20 protein-coding genes are annotated in these 14,860 nt (G+C 59.3%); 11 read left to right on the top strand and 9 right to left on the bottom strand.

The window, feature by feature from the left end; translation table 11 throughout:
• Positions 1-8 precede the first annotated feature (8 nt).
• From ispE to FZZ92_RS04115, 6 genes are all read left to right on the top strand, one after another.
• Entirely contained in the window at positions 9-932 is a 924-nt protein-coding gene (gene ispE, locus FZZ92_RS04140) for a 4-(cytidine 5'-diphospho)-2-C-methyl-D-erythritol kinase (RefSeq protein WP_226422641.1), read from the top strand.
• The gene (locus FZZ92_RS04135; protein WP_115023336.1) at positions 929-1,246 is read left to right on the top strand and encodes a DUF3082 domain-containing protein; all 318 of its coding nucleotides are present in this window, start codon (positions 929-931) and stop codon (positions 1,244-1,246) included. Before ispE ends, FZZ92_RS04135 begins: the two co-directional genes overlap by 4 nt.
• Before the next feature lie 182 nt (positions 1,247-1,428).
• Complete coding sequence (locus FZZ92_RS04130; RefSeq protein ID WP_226422640.1) at positions 1,429-2,412, top strand: pyruvate dehydrogenase complex E1 component subunit beta; 984 nt, start codon at positions 1,429-1,431, stop codon at positions 2,410-2,412.
• Between the two features lie 5 nt (positions 2,413-2,417).
• Positions 2,418-3,899, top strand: coding sequence for a protein translocase subunit SecD (gene secD / locus FZZ92_RS04125; RefSeq protein ID WP_226397741.1), 1,482 nt, complete (start codon positions 2,418-2,420; stop codon positions 3,897-3,899).
• 3 nt (positions 3,900-3,902) lie between these two features.
• Positions 3,903-4,892 (top strand): protein translocase subunit SecF, encoded by a 990-nt coding sequence (gene secF, locus FZZ92_RS04120; protein ID WP_226397740.1) that lies wholly within the window; start codon positions 3,903-3,905, stop codon positions 4,890-4,892.
• Positions 4,885-5,100 carry a hypothetical protein gene (locus FZZ92_RS04115; protein WP_115023330.1) on the top strand — a complete coding sequence of 72 codons (216 nt, stop codon included), beginning with the start codon at positions 4,885-4,887 and terminating at the stop codon, positions 5,098-5,100. Before secF ends, FZZ92_RS04115 begins: the two co-directional genes overlap by 8 nt.
• Here FZZ92_RS04115 and FZZ92_RS04110 read toward each other — a convergent pair.
• On the bottom strand, positions 5,097-5,267 hold the full coding sequence (locus tag FZZ92_RS04110; RefSeq protein ID WP_226422639.1) for a hypothetical protein: 171 nt from the start codon (positions 5,265-5,267) through the stop codon (positions 5,097-5,099). The genes FZZ92_RS04115 and FZZ92_RS04110 overlap by 4 nt on opposite strands.
• A gap of 134 nt (positions 5,268-5,401) precedes the next feature.
• Here FZZ92_RS04110 and FZZ92_RS04105 point away from each other — a divergent pair, with 134 nt between their 5' ends.
• Positions 5,402-5,623 carry a hypothetical protein gene (locus FZZ92_RS04105; protein WP_226422638.1) on the top strand — a complete coding sequence of 74 codons (222 nt, stop codon included), beginning with the start codon at positions 5,402-5,404 and terminating at the stop codon, positions 5,621-5,623.
• Between the two features lie 188 nt (positions 5,624-5,811).
• On the opposite strand, the gene FZZ92_RS04100 is transcribed toward FZZ92_RS04105, so the two are convergent.
• From FZZ92_RS04100 to mnmH, 4 genes are read right to left on the bottom strand one after another with little or no spacing between them, the layout of a single operon-like run.
• Positions 5,812-6,801: an AI-2E family transporter gene (locus FZZ92_RS04100; RefSeq protein ID WP_226397738.1), complete on the bottom strand. Its 990-nt coding sequence runs from the start codon at positions 6,799-6,801 to the stop codon at positions 5,812-5,814.
• A complete protein-coding gene (locus FZZ92_RS04095; protein WP_226422637.1) occupies positions 6,798-7,877 on the bottom strand; it encodes an AI-2E family transporter in 1,080 nt (359 codons plus the stop codon). Before FZZ92_RS04095 ends, FZZ92_RS04100 begins: the two co-directional genes overlap by 4 nt.
• Positions 7,874-8,257, bottom strand: coding sequence for a photosystem II reaction center protein Psb28 (gene psb28, locus FZZ92_RS04090; RefSeq protein ID WP_226397736.1), 384 nt, complete (start codon positions 8,255-8,257; stop codon positions 7,874-7,876). The genes FZZ92_RS04095 and psb28 overlap by 4 nt, the downstream gene beginning before the upstream one ends.
• Positions 8,258-8,287: 30 nt before the next feature.
• On the bottom strand, positions 8,288-9,331 hold the full coding sequence (mnmH, locus tag FZZ92_RS04085) for a tRNA 2-selenouridine(34) synthase MnmH (protein WP_226422687.1): 1,044 nt from the start codon (positions 9,329-9,331) through the stop codon (positions 8,288-8,290).
• Between the two features lie 39 nt (positions 9,332-9,370).
• Between mnmH and FZZ92_RS04080 the strand changes: the two genes are divergently transcribed.
• Both FZZ92_RS04080 and FZZ92_RS04075 read left to right on the top strand, forming a co-directional pair.
• Positions 9,371-10,090 carry a GUN4 domain-containing protein gene (locus FZZ92_RS04080; protein WP_226422636.1) on the top strand — a complete coding sequence of 240 codons (720 nt, stop codon included), beginning with the start codon at positions 9,371-9,373 and terminating at the stop codon, positions 10,088-10,090.
• 53 nt (positions 10,091-10,143) lie between these two features.
• A complete protein-coding gene (locus FZZ92_RS04075) occupies positions 10,144-10,581 on the top strand; it encodes an ATP-binding protein (RefSeq protein ID WP_226422635.1) in 438 nt (145 codons plus the stop codon).
• On the opposite strand, the gene FZZ92_RS04070 is transcribed toward FZZ92_RS04075, so the two are convergent.
• The gene (locus tag FZZ92_RS04070) at positions 10,541-10,795 is read right to left on the bottom strand and encodes a DUF6439 family protein (RefSeq protein ID WP_226397733.1); all 255 of its coding nucleotides are present in this window, start codon (positions 10,793-10,795) and stop codon (positions 10,541-10,543) included. The two genes, FZZ92_RS04075 and FZZ92_RS04070, sit on opposite strands and share 41 nt — an antisense overlap.
• Before the next feature lie 49 nt (positions 10,796-10,844).
• On the opposite strand from FZZ92_RS04070, the gene FZZ92_RS04065 reads away from it, so the two are divergent.
• Positions 10,845-11,114, top strand: coding sequence for a hypothetical protein (locus tag FZZ92_RS04065; RefSeq protein WP_226397732.1), 270 nt, complete (start codon positions 10,845-10,847; stop codon positions 11,112-11,114).
• A 29-nt stretch (positions 11,115-11,143) separates the two neighbouring features.
• Here FZZ92_RS04065 and FZZ92_RS04060 read toward each other — a convergent pair whose 3' ends face one another.
• From FZZ92_RS04060 to glnA, 3 genes are all read right to left on the bottom strand, one after another.
• Positions 11,144-11,434 (bottom strand): copper-binding protein, encoded by a 291-nt coding sequence (locus FZZ92_RS04060; protein WP_226406908.1) that lies wholly within the window; start codon positions 11,432-11,434, stop codon positions 11,144-11,146.
• Between the two features lie 77 nt (positions 11,435-11,511).
• Entirely contained in the window at positions 11,512-12,585 is a 1,074-nt protein-coding gene (locus FZZ92_RS04055) for a class I SAM-dependent methyltransferase (RefSeq protein WP_226397776.1), read from the bottom strand.
• Between the two features lie 116 nt (positions 12,586-12,701).
• Positions 12,702-14,123: a type I glutamate--ammonia ligase gene (glnA, locus tag FZZ92_RS04050; RefSeq protein WP_006849711.1), complete on the bottom strand. Its 1,422-nt coding sequence runs from the start codon at positions 14,121-14,123 to the stop codon at positions 12,702-12,704.
• A gap of 206 nt (positions 14,124-14,329) precedes the next feature.
• Here glnA and FZZ92_RS04045 point away from each other — a divergent pair, with 206 nt between their 5' ends.
• Complete coding sequence (locus tag FZZ92_RS04045; protein ID WP_115023308.1) at positions 14,330-14,854, top strand: allophycocyanin subunit beta; 525 nt, start codon at positions 14,330-14,332, stop codon at positions 14,852-14,854.
• The last annotated feature ends 6 nt before the right edge of the window (positions 14,855-14,860 follow it).

The following is a 14,860-nucleotide window of genomic DNA, read 5'->3' as shown; positions in this document are numbered from 1 at the left end:
CGACCACCATGATTACGGTGACGGCCCCGGCAAAAGTCAATCTGCACCTGGAGGTCCTGGGGCTGCGGTCGGACGGTTTCCATGAGCTGGCCATGGTGATGCAGAGCATCGAATTGGCGGATCGTCTCAGCTTTGAGAACACCGCCGATGCGCGGGTCAGCCTCAGTTGCGATGACGCCAGCCTCAGTGTTGGCGACGACAACTTGATCCTCCGTGCGGCTCACCTGCTGCGGGATCGTTCCGGCTTCAGTGAATTGGGGGCGTCGATTCATCTGGAGAAACGCATCCCCATTGGTGGTGGCCTGGCTGGAGGTTCCAGCGACGGCGCCGCGGCGCTGGTGGGTCTGAATGCCCTTTGGGGATTGGGCCATAGCCCCGCTGATTTGGAGCGGATGGCGGCTGAGCTCGGCTCTGATATGCCCTTCTGTGTCGCCGGAGGGTGTCAGCTCTGTTTCGGCCGAGGGGAGCAGCTGGAGGCGGTGCCGCCGACCAATGAACCCCTGGCAGTGTTGTTGGTCAAAGACCCCAGGGCGAGCGTTTCAACGCCATGGGCCTACAAACGTTGCCGCGAGCTAAACCAATCCCGCTACCTCGCTGATGAGGCTGCGTTTGAACGCCGCCGGCAGGCCCTACGTCAGGACGATTGGCTGAACCCCTTGCGCAGCGATCGTCCACCGTCTTTGCGCAACGATCTGCAGGAGGTGGTGGCGCCCGAAACAGCTGCTGTGCGCTCGGCGCTTCAACTGTTGAAGAGCGTTCCCCACAGCCTGGCGGTGGCGATGAGCGGATCAGGTCCCAGTTGCTTTGCGCTGTTCCGTGATCTGGAGTCATGTCAACAGGTCCAGGGCGATCTCGCTCCCCAGCTGGAAAGTGCCGGATTAACGGCGTGGTCTTGCGCCTTTCGCCGAGATGGCGTGAGGATCGAGTCATGACTGATGCCAAGACCACAGAGAGCCCCGAGCCACGGGATCCCCGCAAAGGTCCGCTGAGTTTTCTTTCTGGGGCGCTCACAGCTGGATTCTTGGCTTGGCTTGCTCTGGGTTGGAGCCGGCGGATGGTGGTGTACTTCGCTGTTCACCCACCTCACTACAGCTCGCCGATTGCCCAAAACATTGCCGTCACGCTGAAGACCTTGCTGGTGGGCTTGTCCTTTCTGGCCACGTTCAGCACCGGGTTTGTGGCTCTCGGTCTGACCCTGGTGTTTCTTCGCAGTCTCTTTACGGCTCGCGATCAGAACCCTGCCTAGCCTCCGCCCATTGCCAGGGTTTGGATGACGCCCCACGACCTCGGTCAGCTGGCGCTGCTGCTGTCTCCAGCCATGCTTCTCTCAGTTTTGTTGCTGTTCACCTTTGCTGCCGGCGGTTGACCCTGCGCTGACTGAGATAGCTTGGCGTCACCACCCGGATTGGCCGGGATCAAAGGGACGCCGTGGCAGGAACACTTCTCTTCAACGCCCTCCGGGAAGCCATCGACGAGGAGATGGGCAGAGACCCCCACGTCTGTGTGATGGGTGAAGACGTCGGCCATTACGGCGGCAGTTACAAGGTCACCAAGGATCTGGCGGAGAAATACGGCGATCTCAGGGTGCTGGACACGCCGATTGCCGAGAACGGATTCACCGGTATGGCGGTGGGTGCGGCGATGACCGGTCTTCGCCCGATCGTTGAAGGGATGAACATGGGCTTCCTGCTCCTGGCCTTCAACCAGATTTCCAACAACATGGGGATGCTCCGCTACACCAGTGGCGGCAACTTCACCATTCCCACGGTGGTGCGCGGGCCGGGTGGCGTGGGTCGTCAGCTTGGGGCTGAGCACAGCCAGCGGCTTGAGGCCTATTTCCATGCCGTGCCCGGCATCAAGATCGTTGCCTGCAGCACGCCCACCAATGCCAAAGGCCTGATGAAGGCCGCGATTCGGGACAACAATCCCGTGCTCTTCTTCGAGCATGTTCTGCTCTACAACCTCTCCGAGGAGCTTCCCGAAGGCGACTACACCTGTGCCCTTGATCAGGCTGATCTGGTGCAAGAAGGTAAGGACGTCACGATCCTCACCTATTCCCGGATGCGTCACCACTGCCTAAAAGCGGTGGAGCAATTGGAAGCCGACGGCGTCAGCGTTGAACTGATCGATCTAATCAGTCTCAAGCCCTTTGATATGGAGACGATCAGCCGCTCCATTCGCAAGACCCACAAGGTGATTGTCGTGGAGGAATGCATGAAGACCGGCGGTATCGGTGCCGAGCTGATCGCTTTGATCACTGAGCAGTGCTTCGACGATCTGGATGCCCGTCCGATGCGTCTATCCAGTCAGGACATTCCAACCCCCTACAACGGATCCTTGGAGAATCTCACGATCATTCAGCCGCATCAGATTGTTGAGGCGGCTCAGGCGTTGGTCAACAAGGACATCTGACGTTGATGGCGCGTTTTCAGGGTTGGTTTGCCCTTGTTCTTGCCCTGGCGATCGCAGCCGGGATGTTTTTAGTTCGCACTCCGCTGGAACTGGGTCTCGATCTGCGGGGCGGCAGTCAGCTCACTGTTGAGGTGAAGCCAGCCGGAGAGATCACCCGTGTGGGCTCCGAGGAAATGGAAGCGGTGAAAGCCGTGCTCGATCGCCGGGTCAACGGTCTCGGTGTGGCCGAGTCGACTCTCCAGACGGTGGGTGAGTCGCAGCTGGTGTTGCAGCTCCCTGGCGAACAGGACCCCACTGCGGCTGCGAGGGTTCTTGGCGACACGGCTCTGCTGGAGTTTCGTGCTCAGAAGCCCGATACCGAAGCTGAATTCCGTGGGCTGAGGCAGCTCCGCTCCCAGGTGGAAGCCATTCTCAAGCTCCGTGAGGATCAGATCCGCCGCGGTGAAACGCCGGCGCCGCTGGATCTGGATCAGCTCAAGACAACCCAGAAGACTCTTGGGCTCGAGGGCGAGGCCACTTCGGAGGAAGAGCAGCTTCGGGACTTGCTCGAGAAGGTCGATGCCGACTTGCTCACAATGCTTGAGCCGGCCGCACTGACGGGTAAGCAGCTTGTGACTGCCGGTCGTCAACCGCTACAGAACAATCCAACCAGCTGGGAAGTGACCCTCAACTTCGATGGGGAGGGCGCTGAGGCTTTCGCTGATCTCACCAAGTCGATTGCGGGCACCGACCGATTGCTGGCGATCATCTTGGATGATCAGCTGATCAGTGCCGCCAGTGTTGGTCCCCAGTTCAAGAGCGCTGGCATCTCAGGTGGTGCAGCCACCATCAGCGGCAATTTCAGTGCGGAAACGGCGCGCGAACTGGAGGTGAAGCTGCGGGGCGGCTCTTTGCCCCTCCCCGTTGAGGTAATCGAGGTTCGCACCATCGGCCCCACTCTGGGGGCTGAGAACATCCGCCGCAGCCTGGTGGCCGCCCTCTCGGGCCTGGCCCTGGTGGCAGTGTTCATGGTGGTGGCCTATCGCCTGCCTGGGGCTGTGGCTGTAATGGCTCTCAGCCTGTATGCACTGTTCAACTTGGCGGTGTATGCCTTGATCCCCGTCACGCTCACCCTGCCGGGAATCGCTGGATTCATCCTTTCGATTGGTATGGCTGTGGACGCCAACGTTCTGATCTTTGAGCGCATCAAAGATGAACTGCGGCGTGGCAACACCCTGATTCGCTCGATTGATACTGGTTTCTCGGAGGCCTTTTCATCAATCGTTGATGGTCACCTGACCACGTTGATCAGCTGTGCAGCTCTCTTTTTCCTTGGCACGGGACTGGTCAAGGGCTTCGCGGCAACTTTGGGCATCGGCGTCTTGCTGAGCCTGTTCACAGCCCTCACCTGCACCCGCACCTTGTTGCGTTTCCTGATGGGTTACGCCGGTCTTCGTCGTGCCAGTAATTTCCTGCCCGCCCGGCAGCTTCCTTCTCCTTCCGCCTGAACCATGACTGAACCTTCGTCATCGGCAACAGCGGGCGAGGTCCGCAATCTGCGCTGGTCCCTCAGCAGCATGCGGCGCAGGGTGTGGCTGATCTCTGGCCTTGTGGTGTTTGTGAGCCTGCTGGGGTTGCTGCTCAGCTGGCTGGATCCCGCCATTCGGGCCCCCCTGCGTCCGGGCCTGGACTTCACCGGCGGCACGCAGATTCAGTTGGAGCGCCGTTGTGATGACTCCTGCGGTGAGCTCAAGGCGATTGCGGTCTCCGATGTGATTCGCAGCCTGGACCTGCCAGTGGAGGAGGGGCAACCTCTCCCCAACCTGGGGGCGCCCCGGGTTCAGCTGTTGGATGGCGGTCAGTCACTCTTGTTGCGGCTGCCAACCCTGTCGGCTGCCCAGGGCCAAGCGGTGATCCAGGCGGTTGAACCGGTCGCGGGTCCGTTCCTCTCTGGTGGTCAATCGGTCGACACCATTGGTCCCAGCTTGGGTCGGCAACTGTTGCGCAGCAGCCTGATTTCTCTGCTGGTCGCCTTCAGTGGCATCGCGGCCTACATCAGCTTCCGCTACGACCGCCGCTACGCCTTCCTGGCCCTGGTGGCCCTTGCCCATGACGTCGCCATCGTTTGTGGTGTGTTCGCTTGGCTTGGCGTTGTGCTGCAACTGGAGGTCGACAGCCTCTTCGCCGTCTCGCTGCTCACGATTGCTGGATATTCGGTGAACGACACGGTGGTTGTGTTTGATCGCATCCGTGAACGAAGCAAGGATGCAGCTGATCTGCCTCTCTCTTTACAGGTGGATCAAGCGGTGTCTGCCACATTGACCCGCACCCTCTACACAAGCGGAACCACCCTGCTTCCTCTGTTGGCCCTGGTGTTCTTTGGGGGAGCAACGCTCTATTGGTTTGCGATTGCTCTGGCCTTGGGGGTCGTGGTGGGCTCCTGGTCGAGCATCGCCCTGGCCCCCTCGCTGCTCACGCTCTGGGACCGTTCCCGTGACTGATCGCAGTGGGGAATCTCAACGGCGACGCCATCCTGCTCGGTGGTTCCCGATTCTTCTGATCCTCTTGGCCCTGGGCGATCTGCGAACTGAAGTGCAGCTCCTGAGTGATCAGTTCACACTCACAGGATTGGGCTATGCGATTCGACATCACCAGTTGGCTGTGGTGGTGCTGCTGGGTTCACCGTCCCTGTGGCGTCGTTTCGGCTAGCTGGAGCCATTTCCGAATTCACGCCAGATTGAATCCCAGGTGCGTTGCTTCACATCAGTGTTCCAACGCCCCTTGCTGTGGGTCGAGGACCACCACGATTCGAACAGGTCGTGGGCCTCTTCGTGCAGTAATGCCGGATCGAGGTTCTCGCGAACCAGCTCCTTCACGGCCTGCCTCAGTTCCTCATATCGAGAGAAATTGAAGATGACGTCCAAGCCCGCTCGTCTCAAGACCTGTTGGACACGCTATTGGATCGTTGGCCTGGAAGGGGTGGTGTTGGTATCAATCTGAACGTCATTGCTTGTTGCGCCTGAGCTACGACTCAACTGGTTGCTCAGGTCTCATGGAATTGAATCCTGGTCTCAATGAAGTGGTGTTCGGGTTGCGCGCCGAGGTTGAGGCTCTGAAATCACGGCTGAACAAAATAGAACGCGGTCAAGAAGTTGCGGTTTCTGCGGCCTATTGGCAAGCGGTTGAACGGGAACGCGATTCAAGTGAGAAGAAGAAACGCCAGCTGCTCTAGGGGATGGAAAGCTCGACCTGATGTGCTTGCCCTTGGTGCCAGTTCAAAAAAAATTGGGACCCTCTCCCAAGAGCCCCAATGCTCGACGCGTCGCTCTCACGACACCGTAAAAGTACCTAGTCAGAGCTGGTCTCAGGTGTGACCCTTGCTACAAGGTGTTCATCTGGATACATGGGTGGATTCTGGTCTTAGGCCCAGCGATCCATGATCTGCTGTACCACCACGCGCTGCATCAGCACCTGAATCACCACCACCAGAGGAAGGGCGAGCAGTACGCCTGGAAGCCCCAGCAGGGCGCCAAGGCTGAGCTGGGCTGTCAGGGCGACGGTGGGAAGCAGATTCACGGTTTTGCGCAGCAGCAATGGCGTGAGTAGAAATGCCTCGAGGTTCTGCAGCACCAGCCGGAAAACAAGCACCGAGACCATCAATTGCGGCGATTGCAGCAGGGCCAATCCCGTCGGTAGAAGGGTTGCTGCCGTGGGGCCGATGGTGGGTACGAAGGTGAGCAGGCCGCAGACCAGGGCGCTCAATAGAGCAAGGGGTGCCTTGAGCAGCAACAGTCCACCCCAGGTGAGCAAAAACACGCTGGTGGCGGAAAGGGTCATGCCGCTGAGCCAACCCCCCAGCGCCTGACGGCATTCATCCAGCAACAGTTCCATCTGCTGGCGGGCGGGGCGGGGCGTCACGGCGACGACCATGCGCCGATGGGAACTGGGATCCAGGGCCAACAAGATCGCGAGCAGGGCCATCAGGAACAGCTGAATCAGCGAATTCGCCGCACCGCCTGCAAAGCCCAGCAATGGTTGAAGCCCTTTCAAGTTGAGGCCCTCACCCAGCGCTTCATTCAGCTGCGCCAGGCGTGGCTCGCTGCTCAGCAGATCAGACACCTTGCTGAACAACTGCGGCAAATCACGACCCAATTGCTGGAACTGGCTGATGAGTTCCGGTACCAGCAGCTGTCCCAATAGCCCCCCTGCGAACAGCAAAATCCCAAGCACGGCAGCCAGGGCTTGTGGTCGTTTCAGCCGTGTTCGCTTCTGAACTTGAACAATCAGCACATCCAGTGCCACCGCAACCACCACGGCGCCGAACAGCACCAGGAGCACCCAGCGCAGGTGCCAGAGCAGCAGCACCAGCACCACCAGGGTGAGAGCAACAAGAAACGTGCCGGCTGTCATCGTGCGGGCTCCAGACGTTTCCAGCGATCCAAAACATCGTGGATCAGGACTTCACGGATGATCACCTGCAGCACCACCGCTAGAGGCAGAGCCATCAGCAGGCCGAGAGGTCCGAACAGCAGCGTGAACAAAAACTGCGCGGCCAGGGTCAACCCGGGCAGCAGCTTCACTTGGTGGTGCATCACCGAAGGCGTGATCACGTAACTCTCGATGTTTTGGATCACCACATAGACCCCCAATACCGCCGCTGCCTTCCAGGGGGCATCCAGCAGGGCGACTGCCATCGGGAAGATGGTGCTCATCGTTGGTCCCACATTGGGGATCACGTTCAACAGTCCTGCCAGCAGTGCATTGGCCAGAACGAGTTTCACGCCCAACAGTGTCAGCGCGATGCTGCACAGCACAAACACCGCCAGTGAGCTGATCAGCACGCCGACCATCCAGCTACTCAAAGCGGCACCGCACTGATCCAGGATCCGCCGCCCACGGCGTCGATAAAAAGAGGGAATCAGCTGAAGCCCCACGCTCCGATAGGACTGGGGTTGAATGCTGATCATCAAAGCGACTGCCAGCACGAACAACAGACGCAGCACCCCGTTGCCGAGGTTTCCCGCAACACCGAGCAGGCCCAGCAAGCCGCTGCCCACGCCTGCTGCCAGTGATGAACCATCGGGCACGAGTTGTCGCGGACCGCTCAGTTCCAGTTCATCGATGTCGGGGAATGCATCGGCGCCATAGATGGCTTCGCTGATGGTGTCGATCCAATCGACTCCCATCCGAACCAGGGTCTGACCCGCTTCGGGCAGCTTCTGCAGCAGCAGGGCAAATTCCTCGAGGAATGGGGGCACCACAACACCTGCAGCCCCTGCAACGAGCAAGAGCAACCCGGCGATGCAGAGAATCAAGGCCAGAGGCCGTTGCATCGGCCTCCTTTCTCGAAGGATGCCCACAAGTGTGCAAAGGGCCATGGCCAGAACAACTGCAGCAAAGAGCAGTAGAACCAGCTCGCGCAGGGACCACAGCAAGATGATCGCTGCGATCAAGGCTGTTAACGACAGCCAGTGGGGCAGTCTCAAGCTTGTTGATCGTCGGCAGCGTCAGTCTGATTGGAATCCTGATTTTGTGAATAACCCAAGCCGTTGGCCTCGGCGTAGCGCTGGGCAAAGCGCATGAATCGCTCGAAATCCTCTTCGGATTTCCAGGAGTAAACGGCTTCAAGAGCACTCGCTGTGCCGTTCACAAACTTGCCGTTCACTTCTCGGGTGACCATCTCACCTTCTTCATCGACCATCCACATTCCAGTGATGTCGCCCATCGTTTCTGGAGCAATTGCAGCAGGCTTCTCGAAACGGAAGGTTGCTTGACCAGTACGACCGTCGCGGCTGCGCGTCAGACGAATATCGGGAACCACCGGCTCATTGACTCCCCGAAAGAACTGAATCGCTGCTTCGCTCACGTCGTTCTGGAACCATCGGAAGCAGAGATCTTAATCGGGGATTTCAACAAACCCGTGCTTAATCAGCGTCTGCGCGGCTTGATCAGCACTGAGGCCCGATAGGTCGATGTTGTCGCGTTTGGGGGATCGCGCCAATTCGTGGTCGTAACAACGGTCGTAATAGTCGAGTGTGGCGCGGCAGGCGCTGGCCCAGTCTTCCCTGTCAATCGCCTCGAGGGCTTCCTTGGTGCGCTGCGGGCCGAGTCGTCGACTGATCCGCTGGGTCGCCTCAGCGAGAGCTGACGCCCCTTGATGGCCGTACACCTGCACCAGCTGTTCGACCCGTTCGTTCAGGTCGCGCTGAATCTCCAGCACCGGGGCCTGCTGCATCTGATCGAAGAAAGGTTTGGGAATGCGGCAGCTCCCTACTTGGATGCTTTCGGCTTCCAACCAAATCGCCGTTGCCTGCTGGCGTTGGTGCTGATCCAACGCTTCAGCCAATTTGTTCTCGTAGTGCTCGGTACTGGGTTGATCTGGCAGGCCCAGGCCGCCGAAACTGCTGCCGCGGTGGTGGGCCAGCCCTTCCAGATCAACAACGGCTACTCCGCAGGCCGCCATGGCCAACAGCAAATCAGTTTTTCCAGTTCCCGTTCGCCCCCCCATGACGCGCAGGGGCCATCTCTGTTCAAATCGGCTCTGGGCCCAGCGCCGGTAGCTCTTATAACCCCCTTGCAGAAGTGTTGGACTGAGTTCGATCTGCTGCGCGAGCCAGGCCATGCTGGCCGAGCGCATTCCTCCCCGCCAGCAGTAGATCCGTGGATTGCCCAGCTCGCGAAGGGTCTCCAGCTCACGGGCCAAGCTGCTGAGCTTGGGTCCGGTGAGTTCAAGACCCAGATGAATCGCTGGTCTCCGTCCTTGCTGCTTGTAGGCGATGCCGACTTCGGCCCGCTCCTCATCGTTGAACAAAGGCAGGTTGATGGCCCCGGGCCAGTGCCCCTTCGCAAATTCGCTGGGGCTGCGCACATCCACCAGCGGACCTTTCAGCTCGCGAAGCTGCTGGATCTCGATTGAACTTGTCTCGCCCATGCCTGACATAGTGGCCAACACCGAGCCAGTTGGGGCCGGTTGCGACTCATGCTCTCCGGTTCCACACCCGCCACCAAACTCAGCGTTGACCAGCTGCTGGATCGTTTCGCGAAGGGAACACCTCGCCAACGACGCCCTCTGATCAAGCAGGTCGAAGCACGATCTGAGGACCTTGCTGCCGTCGGGCCAGATCTTCTTTCTGGCTTCGATCCTGCCGGTGATGACTGGGCTGCAGGCTGGATTCTGCAGGTCCTGCAGCGCCACCAGCCTGAGTCCATTGCCGCTCTGATCAAATCCCCAGATGCCGGCTGGCTGGCAGCGGAATCGGCAGTTGGCCTGAATTACGGCCCGTTGCAGCAGGAGCTGCTCAACCAAAACTTTGAGGAAGCGGATCGCATCACTAGCCAGTGTCTGCGCGATTTGGCCGGGGATGCTGCTGTGAAGCGGGGCTACGTCTACTTCACTGAAGTGGCTCCGATTTCGGGCATTGATCTGGTCAGTCTCGATAGGCTCTGGACGGTTTATTCCCAAGGCCGCTTTGGCTTTACGGTCCAGTCCCAGCTACTGGACGCCCTCGATGGCCGTTACGAACGCCTGTGGCCCCGCATTGGCTGGAAACGCGATGGGGTATGGACCCGGTATCCCGGTGCATTCACTTGGTCGATTGAGGCTCCCGAGGGCCACATGCCGTTGATCAATCAGCTGAGGGGGGTTCGTTTGATGGATTCAGTTCTGAATCATCCAGCGCTTGTGGCCCGCAGATCCTGACGGGGAGATCTAACAACGGTAAGTTCAAAAGACCGACGTCAACGTGCTCCACTGTGCCGTCCAAGAGGTTTCGCTGGGCTGAGTTCACACTGCCGTCCACGTTGCAGCTGGCCCCTCTGCTGGAGCTGCTCACCGAGCCAGTGGGCTGTGTGTTCACCAGTCAGCGCATCGAGTTGGGTTTACATGAGGCTCTGGTGAATGCCGTCCGCCACGGCAATGATGAAAATCCAGCCAAGATGCTTCGCGTTCGTCGGATCCTGACGCCCAACTGGTTGGTCTGGCAGGTTCAGGATGAAGGCTGCGGCTTGCCGCAGCAGTCCCGCAGAGCGACCCTGCCGACGGCGCTAGATGCTGCCAGTGGCCGCGGGCTGTTCCTCATTCATCAATGTTTCGACGATGTCCGCTGGAGTCGGAGGGGAAACCGACTGCAACTGGCCTGCCGGCGCCCGGTCAGTGATGGGGACAGCCCGGATCCTTCAGTTCTCCTTTAATCCAGCCAAGCGCTTGCTGGGTTAGTTGCTCGACATCCGTGTGGTCTCCCTGGCGGAGTAATTGCACCAACGCTGCCGCCAACAACTCGGCACCACGACGCTTGCGGTTGCTTTTCAGTTGATGCCAGTCGCGATCGCTAATGCGGAGCAGCTGATGGAGCTCCTCTGCCTTTCCTTTGGCGGAGTCGGGCCATGGGGCGGGGGGCGGTGTCATCCCTTGATCAGTAGATCGCTCTAGTTTCGGAGCACGTGGGTTCAATGCCTTGGAAGAGCGCAAAGGCAAACGAGGTCGCAGTGAACTGCGTTGGTTGCACCATGGTTCACGCTTGCTGCTGCAAGGGCAAAGGCAGTCCCATATTGGGTCGGGTGTTGCCGCTCGACGCTGGATCCAGCGCCGCAAACTTGCCACAAACCTGATCAGCCAGCCGCTTGCAGGGTGGGATGTACCAACGGAATCGGGTCAGCGTTTCTGGAAGGCACTCCGCTTTGCTGGAGCGGGCTTCACTCTGGCCTGGCTGCTGGCCCAGCTCTAAACCGATCAGGCCACCCGTTGGCGATGGGCCTATGCAACCACCACCAGAGAATTGGATGCGGGAGCTTCATCCTCGGTGGAAGGGACCCCCGAAGGTTGTGGCATGTGCTGACCGCGAAGCCATGCATTGTGCAGGGCCCGCCGCCGGCGATCCTCAGAGAGAACAAGACGATCTGCCGCGGCTTGGGGGCTCTCCCCGGGCAGCAACGCTGTGCGCAGGCATATGCCGAAACCAAGGGCTTCGACTTGCACGTGACCTTCCATCAGCACGACCTGAAACGTCCAGCCCTGAAGCCAACGCAGCCGGAAGGGATTGGTCATGAAGTTCCCTTCGTAATCGCATTTACCCTATGGCTCGCAGACGTTCGTGCAAGGGACGCTGTCAGGGAATCCGCTTATCAGGTCTCTTCATTGGTGGGTTTGCGTGCTGACCAGACCCGTGTCATGAAGTGGGATTCAGCTGTGATTCCCTCGAAGCCTGCAGCTGTTAGGCGTTTGTCGATGTCATCACCGATGTAATCCCGGTAGTAAGGCTCATGGAAGACACGCCGGAAGTTCTCCATCACTGCGGCAAATTTGGCTGAATCTGCCATCTGCACAGAGTCGGCAAGAACGAAAACACCGCCTGGCTCGAGCACCCTCCAAGCCTCGTTGATAACGTTTTGGCGGGCTTCTGCTGGCAGTTCATGCAGCAGGAACACACAGGTCACGGCTTGAACCGAGCCATCCGCCAAGGGGAGTGATTCCCCATTGGCACGGATCAGCTGAACCAGCGAGGCGTCCCCGGCATTCAACCAGCGATTGGCCTGACGGAGGTACGACTCGGAGAGATCGGTCCCGATGAGTTGCGCGTGAGGAACAGCAGCTCGGATTTGGTGCAGCGTCCGACCGGTGCCGGTGGCCACATCAAGGATCTTCAGGGAGCCCGGAGCCCGGTCAGCGAAATGCTTTAAGCCGCGTTTGAGCGGAGCCAGGACCCGTCGACGCATGGCATCGGCTGTGCCGTTGAAAAGGATCTCAACCTGTAAGTCGTAGAGACCGGCGGAGTGATCACTCAGATATCCATCGGTTTGATGATGAAAATTTTGAAGGTAGTAGTCGGGGTAAAGCGCTGTTTCGGTGTCCCGTGGCAGATCGCGAACGTTGCGCTCACGGCGTCGATCCCAGGTGGAGGGGAGATCCATCCACACCTGTGGATAACGGCTGACCCAGTCGAGCCAGGGCGCATCGAAGAGCAGTTGCTCCGGATAGATCCCCCATTGAGCCTCCTGCCAATCCTGTTCCTGGAGCTTGTTCATATCCAGGCGCAGTTCTCCGAGCACCTCGGCGGGTACTGCTTCGGTTTTGGGAACGGCATCGGGAGCCACCCATTCCATCAGCTTGGTGCTCAGCTCTTTGTGAGCCAGGCCCGCGATGCTTTTGCCTTGCTGAAGCGTTTGGTACGCAAGCTTGCTCAGGGGCGTTGACGCCATCGCGGATTCAGACAACGGCCCTATTCCAGCGGATGTGACGCGCAACCGCGTGCCAAGCAGTCCACAAAAAAAACCCGCCTCCTGCGAGGCGGGTCGTGGGTCTCAACGAGTGCTGATCAGGCGTCGTAGTACATGGTGAATTCGTGGGGGTGAGGACGCTGACGCAGCTGCTGAACCTCTTCGTATTTGAGGTCAATCCAGTTGTCGATGAAGTCGTCGCTGAACACTCCGCCAGCGGTGAGAAAGCCACGATCGGCATTCAGAGCTTCCAAGGCACCATTGAGGGAAGCCGGGACCGTTGCGATCTTCGAAAGCTCTTCAGCAGGAAGTTCGAACAAATCGCGATCTTCGCCGTCGCCGGGATCGATCTGGTTCTTGATGCCATCCAGGCCAGCCATCATCATGGCGCTGAAGGCCAGATATGGATTGGCTAGGGCATCACCGGAACGGAATTCGAGGCGCTTGGCTTTGGGGCTTGGGCCGGTGAGAGGAATTCTCACAGCGGCGGAACGGTTGCCCTCCGAGTACACCAGGTTCACTGGAGCTTCGAAGCCGGGCACCAGACGCTTGTAGCTGTTGGTGGTGGGGTTGGTGAAGGCCAGGAAGGCCGGAGCGTGCTTGAGGATGCCGCCGATGTACCAGCGGGCGGTCTGCGACAGGTTCGCGTAGGTGCCTTCGCCGAAGAACAGTGGCTGACCACCTTTCCAGAGGCTCTGGTGCACATGCATGCCTGTGCCGTTGTCGTTGAACACCGGCTTGGGCATGAAGGTGGCTGTCTTGCCGTACTTCTTGGCCACGTTGCGCACGACGTACTTGTACGTCATGACGTTGTCGGCTGCCTGGATGAGCTCAGCGAATTTCATGCCGAGCTCGTGCTGGCCTGCGCCGGCAACTTCGTGGTGGTGCTTCTCGGTGGGGATACCCAGTTGCCCCATCAGCAGAAGCATCTCGGAGCGGATGTCCTGGGCTGTGTCGTTCGGAGCAACGGGAAAGTACCCCTCTTTCACCTGAATTTTGTAGGCGAGGTTGCCGCCTTCCTCGATGCGACCCGTGTTCCAACCCGCCTCGATCGTGTCGACGCTGTAGAAGGAGCCACCTTCGGCCGAGTTGTAGCGGACGTCGTCGAAGAGGAAGAATTCAGGCTCAGGACCGAAGAAGGCCATGTCGGCCAGTCCTGTGCTGGCGAGGTGATTCAAAGCACGCTGGGCCAGGGCGCGGGGACAGCGCTCATAGGGCTGACCGGTGCGCGGCTCCTGAATCGAGCAGATCATGCTCAGGGTTTTGTGCCGATAAAACGGATCAACCCAGGCCGTGTTGGCGTCGGGAACCATGGCCATGTCGGAGGCTTGGATGCCCTTCCATCCACGGATGGAGGAACCGTCAAAGGCCAGGCCCTCAGTGAAGGATTCTTCCTCCAGCAGATCGGTACAGACCGTTAGGTGCTGCCACTTGCCGTGCAGATCGGTGAATTTGAGGTCGATCAGTTCGATGCCTTCGTCCTTGATCTGGCGCAGGACGTCCTGGGGGGATTTCGACATAAGAAAGGACTGCTCGACTGAATTGTGCAGTGGTGTGACCGTATAGAGCCACAAGTCACCATTTTGTATCAAGAGGTACGTTCCAGCTGCCTGGAGTCAACTGCGTAACCGTTTCTGTCAACTTGGCCGAAATGCAGGCCTGCCAAAGGATTTGCCCGCTTCAACGGTGTTAGCGTCCGCGGGGGATCCTCTGGAGATTCAGGTAAATGCGCGATGCAATCAGCGGTCTGATCGGTCGCTACGACCAACTGGGTCGTTATTTCGATCGTCCAGCGATCGACAGCATCAATGCGTATTTGGATGAATCCACGCTGCGGATTCAGGCTGTTGAGCTGATCAACGGTTCCGCCGCCGAAATTGTGCGTGAGGCCAGCCAGCGGCTGTTCCGGGATGAGCCCGACCTGCTCCTTCCTGGCGGAAACGCCTACACGACCCGTCGGCTCGCTGCCTGTCTGCGGGACATGGATTACTTCCTGCGCTACGCCAGCTATGCCCTGGTTGCCGGCGACAGCACGATTCTCAATGAGCGTGTTCTCAACGGGCTGGACGACACCTACAAGAGCCTTGGTGTTCCTACGGGCCCCACTGTTCGCAGCATTGTTTTGCTCGGGGAAGTCGTGGCCGAGATGCTTTTGGCGAACGGTGCGGCATCCGAGCAGCTCGCCACTGTTCTGCAGCCGTTCGATCACCTGGCCAAAGGCCTTGCTGAAACCAATGTGCGCCAACGTTGAACGCAA

Source organism: Synechococcus sp. MU1611, from assembly GCF_020514255.1.
In the GTDB taxonomy this organism is placed as follows: domain Bacteria; phylum Cyanobacteriota; class Cyanobacteriia; order PCC-6307; family Cyanobiaceae; genus Parasynechococcus.
The sequence above is the reverse complement of the archived record's forward strand: the minus strand, read 5'-3'. Positions and strand labels throughout refer to the sequence as shown.